This window comes from Microbacterium sp. VKM Ac-2923 (assembly GCF_022815605.1).
Classification (GTDB): domain Bacteria; phylum Actinomycetota; class Actinomycetes; order Actinomycetales; family Microbacteriaceae; genus Microbacterium.
Map to the genome: position 1 here is coordinate 681,526 of NZ_JALGRP010000001.1, position 7,160 is coordinate 688,685.

General features: G+C 68.5%; 6 protein-coding genes. All 6 read left to right on the forward strand.

From position 1 onward, the window contains the following. Nucleotides 1-44: 44 nt before the first annotated feature. From MT347_RS03110 to MT347_RS03135, 6 genes are read left to right on the forward strand one after another with little or no spacing between them, the layout of a single operon-like run. On the forward strand, nt 45-1,562 hold the full coding sequence (locus MT347_RS03110) for an ABC transporter ATP-binding protein (protein WP_243497971.1): 1,518 nt from the start codon (nt 45-47) through the stop codon (nt 1,560-1,562). Further along, the gene (locus MT347_RS03115) at nt 1,559-2,887 is read left to right on the forward strand and encodes an ABC transporter permease (RefSeq protein ID WP_243497973.1); all 1,329 of its coding nucleotides are present in this window, start codon (nt 1,559-1,561) and stop codon (nt 2,885-2,887) included. Before MT347_RS03110 ends, MT347_RS03115 begins: the two co-directional genes overlap by 4 nt. Then, nucleotides 2,884-4,161: an ABC transporter permease gene (locus tag MT347_RS03120; RefSeq protein ID WP_243497974.1), complete on the forward strand. Its 1,278-nt coding sequence runs from the start codon at nt 2,884-2,886 to the stop codon at nt 4,159-4,161. The genes MT347_RS03115 and MT347_RS03120 overlap by 4 nt, the downstream gene beginning before the upstream one ends. Before the next feature lie 35 nt (nt 4,162-4,196). Continuing rightward, nucleotides 4,197-4,598 carry a cytidine deaminase gene (locus tag MT347_RS03125; RefSeq protein ID WP_055834370.1) on the forward strand — a complete coding sequence of 134 codons (402 nt, stop codon included), beginning with the start codon at nt 4,197-4,199 and terminating at the stop codon, nt 4,596-4,598. Continuing rightward, nucleotides 4,595-5,887, forward strand: a complete 1,293-nt coding sequence (locus tag MT347_RS03130; RefSeq protein WP_243497975.1) for a thymidine phosphorylase — start codon at nt 4,595-4,597, stop codon at nt 5,885-5,887. Before MT347_RS03125 ends, MT347_RS03130 begins: the two co-directional genes overlap by 4 nt. 23 nt (nt 5,888-5,910) lie before the next feature. After that, nucleotides 5,911-7,017 carry an adenosine deaminase gene (locus tag MT347_RS03135; RefSeq protein WP_243497976.1) on the forward strand — a complete coding sequence of 369 codons (1,107 nt, stop codon included), beginning with the start codon at nt 5,911-5,913 and terminating at the stop codon, nt 7,015-7,017. Nucleotides 7,018-7,160 lie beyond the last annotated feature (143 nt).

Genomic DNA, 7,160 nt, shown 5'->3' on the forward strand with positions numbered 1-7,160 from the left:
GCGGTTTCTTTCCGTCCCCCCACCTCTCGAATAGGGTGCACAGCATGAAGCTCGAGCTCCGCGGCATCACCAAGCGGTTCGGGTCCCTGGTTGCGAACGATCACATCGATCTCGTCGTGCGACCGGGTGAGATCCACGCTCTCCTCGGAGAGAACGGTGCCGGCAAGTCCACTCTGATGAACGTTCTCTACGGCCTCTACCAGGCTGACGAGGGCGACATCCTGCTGGACGATGTCGTCCAGCGTTTCCGAGGACCGGGCGATGCCATGTCCGCGGGAATCGGCATGGTGCACCAGCACTTCATGCTCATCCCCGTCTTCACGGTCGCCGAGAACGTCATGCTCGGACACGAGAACACCAAGGCACTGGGCGCGCTCGATCTCAACGCCGCCCGCCGCCATGTGCGCGAGGTCGCTCAGCGGTTCGGCTTCGAGGTCGACCCCGACGCCCGCGTGGGCGACCTGCCGGTCGGCGTCCAGCAGCGCGTGGAGATCATCAAGGCCCTCTCGCGCGACGCCAAGGTGCTCGTCTTCGACGAGCCGACCGCGGTGCTCACCCCGCAGGAGACCGACGAGCTCATGGCCATCATGAGGCAGCTGCGAGATGAGGGAACCTCCATCGTCTTCATCACGCACAAGCTGCGCGAGGTGCGCGAGGTTGCTGATCGCATCACGGTCGTCCGTCTGGGCAAAATCGTCGGCGAGGCCGAGCCCACAGCCAGCAATGCGGAGCTCGCCTCCCTCATGGTCGGCCGCGCGGTCGAGTTGACCGTGCAGAAGGAGGCGCCGAAGGCGGCGTCGTCCGGAGGCCTTTCCATTCGAAGCCTCCGCGTCGTCACGCCGGAGGGCACCGTCGTCGTCGATGACGTCGATCTCGATGTGCGTCCGGGGGAGATCCTCGCCGTCGCAGGCGTACAGGGAAACGGCCAGACCGAGCTCGTCGAAGCCATCGTGGGTCTCGCCGACCGGGTGACCGGCACGATCAGCCTCGACGGAACCGACCTCGTCGGCAAGAGCGTCCGCGCCATCCTCGACGCCGGCGTCGGATTCGTTCCCGAGGATCGAAAGGAAGACGGCCTCGTCGGCGGTTTCTCCGTCGCGGAGAACCTCATCCTGGACCGCTCCTCCGATCCGGCGTTCGTCTCGGGCGGCACGATCCGTCGGGGCTCGCTGGGCGAGTTCGCCCGCGACCGCATCGCCGAGTACGACATTCGCACGCAGTCGGCATCCACCCCTGTGGGCACTCTGTCGGGCGGCAACCAGCAGAAAGTCGTCATCGCCCGTGAGATGAGCCGATCGCTCAAGCTCTTCGTGGCGGCGCAGCCCACCCGTGGCGTCGACGTCGGCTCCATCGAGTTCATCCACAAGCAGATCGTCGCCGCACGCGACGCGGGCGTGCCCGTGATCGTCGTGTCGACCGAACTCGACGAGATCGCGGCCCTCGGCGACCGCATCGCGGTCATGTACCGCGGCAGCGTTGTCGGCATCGTGCCCGGTGACACCCCGCGCGACGTGCTCGGGCTCATGATGGCGGGCGAGAAGCCCGCGGAGGAGGCAGCGTGAGCGGCCACACCCCCAGCGCCGGCGGTTCCGGTGAGACCGGGATCCCGCCCGAGCAGCTACCGACCGCGTCGGGTCCGCTGACCGGCCACGCTCCGGTCGAGACGCCTCCGCCGCCGCGCACCAATCAGTTCCTCACCGAGTTGCTCCGGTCCTCGTGGATCACCACCGTGCTCGCTGTGGTGGCCGCCATGATCGTGGGCGGTGTACTGATGGCCGCGACCAACGAAGACGTACGCACCGCGTCGGGCTATTTCTTCGCGCGACCCGGCGACATGATCAGTGCGGTGTGGAACGCCGTCTACGGCGGGTACGAGGCCCTTGTTCGCGGTGCCGTGTTCAACGCTCGAGGCACCGACTTCGCAACTCAGATCCGACCGTTGACGAATACGCTCGGCTTCGCCGCCCCGCTGATCGCCGCCGGGCTCGGCGTGGCGCTGGCTTTCCGCGTCGGTCTGTTCAACATCGGCGGCCGAGGTCAAATCCTCATCGCGTGCGCCTTCGCGGGGCTCGTCACCTTCAACCTCGACCTGCCCATGATCGTGCAGTTGCCGCTCACCTTGATGGTCGGAATTGCCGGCGGTGCGCTCTGGGGTGGCATCGTGGGTCTTCTGAAGGCTCGCACGGGAGCGCATGAGGTCATCCTCACGATCATGCTCAACTACGTCGCCTATTACCTTGTGACGTGGATGGTGCGAACCCCCGGGCTGCTGCAACGCCCCGCCGGCGACCAGCCCATCTCAGCCGCGACGCCCGCGAGCGCCCAGTTCCCGGAGCTTCTCGGGCCGCAGTTCCCCCTGCTCGACCTGGGCTTCGTGATCGTCGTGGCCGCCACGGTCTTCGTGTGGTGGCTTATGGAGCGTTCGAGTCTCGGCTTCCGTCTGCGCGCCGTGGGCGAGAACCCCCACGCCGCGCGAGCGGCTGGTATCTCGGTGCCGCGCATGTACATCTACGCGATGCTTTTCGCCGGAGGCCTGGCAGGGCTCGCGGGCATGAACCAGATCCAGGGGTCGGTGACATCCGGCTTCGACGGGCTCATCGACGCGGGGATCGGCTTCGACGCCATCACCGTGGCGCTGCTCGGCCGTAGCCGTCCGTGGGGCGTCTTCGCCGCAGGCATCCTGTTCGGCGCCCTCAAGTCGGGCTCCTTCACGATGCAGGCCTCCCAGGGCATCCCCGTCGACATCGTGCTCGTCGTGCAGGCGCTCATCGTGCTCTTCATCGCGGCGCCGCCGCTGGTGCGCACGATCTTCTTCCTCCCCAAGACCGAGGCCGAGCGCTCGGCCAAAGTCCGCGCCAAGGCAGCCAAGAAGGCGGTGGCGGCATGACCGCGACGCATCTCGCGGATGACGCGATCCAGTTGACGACCGTGCGCGTACGACACATCAAGCTCGCCGTGAGCCTGGTTGTCGTCACCTTGCTGCTGGGGCTGCTGTTCGCTCTCGTCCCTCGCGACGGGCAGAGCACTTTCCGCCTCGGCGACCCCGCCTCCGGAATCGATCTCGGCAGCGTCGCATTGCCCACCGCGGGGACAAGCTGGGCCGTCCTCGTGGTGCTCGTTCTTCTGACCGCCTGGGCCGTCTGGGATGCCGTGAGCTACCGCCGCTCGCGGCTGTGGCTGCCCATCGCCTTCGGTGCGCTCGCGGTGTTCGCGTTCCTCACCTGGGCTGCGGCCGACGGGCTGGTGCCCGTCACGGGTCTGCTGTTCGGGGCGTTGTCGCTATCGGTCCCGCTGATCTTCGGAGCGCTCGGTGGCGTCATCGGCGAGCGCGTGGGTGTCGTCAACGTCGCCATCGAGGGGCAGTTCCTGTTCGGTGCCTTCAGCGCCGCGCTCGTGGCATCCCTCACGGGGAACCCTTTCCTGGGCCTGGTCGCCGCCATGGTCGGCGGTGTGCTCGTGGCCTTCGTGCTCGCGGCCTTTTCGATCAAGTACCTCGTCGACCAGGTGATCGTCGGTGTGGTGCTCAACGTGCTCGTCACCGGTCTCACCGGGTTCCTCTACGGCGCCCTGCTGGTACCCAACGAGGAGCTGTTGAACCGCCCCGAGCGCTTCCCTCGCTGGGAGGTCCCCCTCCTCGGCGACATCCCCATCATCGGCCCGGTGCTGTTCAACCAGACTTTCATCGTCTACCTGATGTACGGCGTCGTCGCGGTCGTGGCGTGGGGCTTGTACCGCACACGCTGGGGCCTTCGTCTCCGCGCTGTCGGCGAGCACCCGCAGGCCGCCGACACCGTCGGTATCAAGGTCAACTCGAGCCGTTTCTGGAACGTCTCGCTCGCGGGCGCCATCGCCGGCATCGGCGGCGCGTACTTCACCTTGGTCTCAGTCGGTCAGTTCACCAAGGAGATGACAGCGGGGCTCGGCTTCATCGCCCTGGCCGCGGTCATCTTCGGCCGCTGGGACCCGATCCGCGCGACGCTCGCCGCTCTGCTGTTCGGGTTCGCGACCAACCTGCAGAATCTTCTGACGGTGTTGCGCACCCCCATCCCGAGCGAGTTCATGCTCATGCTGCCCTACATCGTGACCATCATCGCGGTGGCTGGCTTCGCGGGACAGATCCGCGGGCCGGCAGCAGCCGGAAAGCCCTACATCAAGGGCTGACACCCTTCCCCCACGAGAGGACCCCTCACACCACGATGACCGACATCGACTGGGACGAACTCCGTTCCGCCGCGACGGATGCCATGCACCGCGCGTACGCGCCCTATTCCCGCTTCAAGGTGGGCGCCGCAGCGCTCGTCGCCGACGGCCGCATCGTCTCGGGGTGCAACGTCGAGAACGCCTCCTACGGGGTGACGCTGTGCGCGGAGTGCGGCCTGGTGTCCGAGCTGCACATGTCGGGCGGCGGTCAGCTGGTCGCGTTCGTCTGCGTCGACGGTGAGGGCCGCACGCTCATGCCGTGCGGGCGCTGCCGACAGCTGCTGTTCGAGCACGCCATCCCGGGCATGCTGCTCGAGACGGTCAGCGGCATCCGGACCATCGACGAAGTCCTCCCCGACGCGTTCGGTCCGCGCGAGCTCGAGGAGGCGGCGCGATGACGACGGTCCACCCGCACGACGCGGTCGAGGTCATCCGCACCAAACGCGACGGCGGCGCCATCTCGGAGTCGGCCCTGCGGTGGCTCATCGAGCACTACACCAAGGGCTACGTCTCCGACGCGCAGATGGCCTCGTTCGCCATGGCCGTGCTGCTGCGCGGCATGGAGCGCGACGAGATCCGGGTGATGACGGATGCCATGATCGCCTCGGGTGAGCGCATGGACTTCTCGTCGCTCGGCAAGCCCACCGTCGACAAGCACTCCACCGGCGGAGTGGGCGACAAGATCACCCTGCCGCTCGCGCCCCTCGTGGCCGCCTTCGGCGTCGCCGTGCCGCAGCTGTCGGGTCGCGGTCTCGGTCACACCGGTGGCACGCTCGACAAGCTCGAGTCGATCCCCGGCTGGCGCGCGGCGCTGTCGAACGACGAGATCATGGCGCAGCTCGCCGACGTCGGGGCGGTCATCTGCGCCGCCGGCTCCGGCCTCGCCCCCGCCGACAAGAAGCTGTACGCCCTGCGCGACGTCACCGGCACCGTCGAGGCGATCCCCCTGATCGCCTCCAGCATCATGTCGAAGAAGATCGCCGAGGGCACCGACTCCCTCGTGCTCGACGTGAAGTTCGGCTCGGGCGCGTTCATGCAGGACATCGATCGGGCCCGCGAACTCGCCCGCACCATGGTCGCGCTCGGCACCGACTCGGGCGTGAACACCACCGCCCTGCTGACCGACATGAACACCCCGCTGGGCCTCGCCATCGGCAACGCCAACGAGGTGCGCGAATCGGTCGAGGTGCTCGCCGGCGGCGGTCCCGCCGACGTGGTGGGGCTGACCGTGGCCCTTGCCCGCGAGATGCTGACGCTCGCGGGGCACCCCGACGCCGACGTCGAGCAGGCGCTGGAAGACGGGCGTGCGATGGACGTCTGGAAGCGCATGATCCGCGCGCAGGACGGCGATCCGGATGCCGCCCTCCCGACGCCCCGCGAGACGCACACGGTCGTCGCCGAGCGGTCGGGCGTCGTCACGCGCATCGAGGCCCTGCCCTTCGGCATCGGCGCCTGGCGCCTGGGCGCCGGTCGCGCGCGCGCCGAAGACGCGGTCGTGCACGCCGCCGGCATCGACCTGCACGTCACCGTCGGCCAGCCGGTCACCGCCGGTCAGCCGCTGTTCACCCTGTCGGCCGATGACGGCGCCCGCTTCGACCGTGCCCTCGGCGCGGTCGACGGCGCCTGGGAGATCGGCGACGCCGCCCCGGCGGCACCCCCCCTCGTCCGCGAACGCATCACGGCGTGATGGCCGCTCAGCAAAGGAACCCCATGGCATCCGACGACGTCCGCCTCGGCAGCCGGAAGGTGCGCGACCTGCCCAAGGTCTCGCTGCACGATCACCTCGACGGCGGGCTCCGCCCCCAGACGGTGCTGGAGCTCGCCGACGAGGTCGGCCTCGAGCTCCCCGTGCGCGACGCCGAGGGTCTCGGCGCGTGGTTCTCGGACCACATCGACGGTGGCTCGCTCGAGGACTACCTCGAGAAGTTCTCGGTCACCGTCGGGGTGATGCAGACCCGCGAGGGACTCGTGCGCACCGCCAAGGAGTTCGTCGAGGACCTCGCCGCCGACGGCGTCGTGTACGGCGAGGTGCGCTGGGCGCCCGAGCAGCACCTCACGCGGGGACTCAGCCTGGACGAGGTCGTGGAGGCCGTGCAGGAGGGCATCGAAGAGGGCGAGGATGCCGCCGACGCCCGTGGACAGGACATCCGTGTCGGTCAGCTGCTCACCGCGCTCCGCCACAACGACAACGCGCGCGACATCGCCGAGCTCGCGGTGGGCTGGCGCGGACGGGGCGTGGTCGGCTTCGACCTCGCCGGCCCTGAGGACGGGTTCCTCCCCTCGGGCCATCGCGCGGCGTTCGACTACCTCGCCGAGCAGTTCTTCCCCACGACGGTGCACGCGGGGGAGGGGGCGGGGCTGGCATCCATCCGCTCCGCACTGATCGACGGCCGTGCACTGCGCCTCGGACACGGCGTGCGCATCGCCAACGACCTCGACGTGGTCTCGCGGGAGGGCGAGGAAGTGCAGGTGACCTTCGGCGACCTGGCCCGCTGGGTGCGCGACCGCGAGATCACCCTCGAGCTGTCGCCGACGTCGAACCTGCAGTCGGGGGCCGTCACGGCCTGGGGCGACACGATGGACGCCCACCCGTTCGATCTGCTGTACCAGCTCGACTTCTCGGTCACCGTGAACGTCGACAACCGCCTCATGAGCGCGACCACCCTCACCCGCGAGCTGGGTCTGCTGGCCGACGCGTTCGACTACGACCTCGACGACCTCGAGGCGTTCCAGCTCAACGCCGCGGCCGGGGCCTTCCTGCCCACGGAGGAGCGCGAAGAGCTCATCGAGATCATCTCGGACGGGTTCCAGCGCTGACGGGAAGGTAGCGCGGCGCGCCCGTCGCACGTCGACTCAGTGTCCAAAACGCCCGGACTGTTTTTCGGTGGTCTCCAGTTGCTAGCGCAACACCCTCATGGTGTGGAGGGTGTGGATGCCGAGGAAGTTGGCGTTTGAGAAGC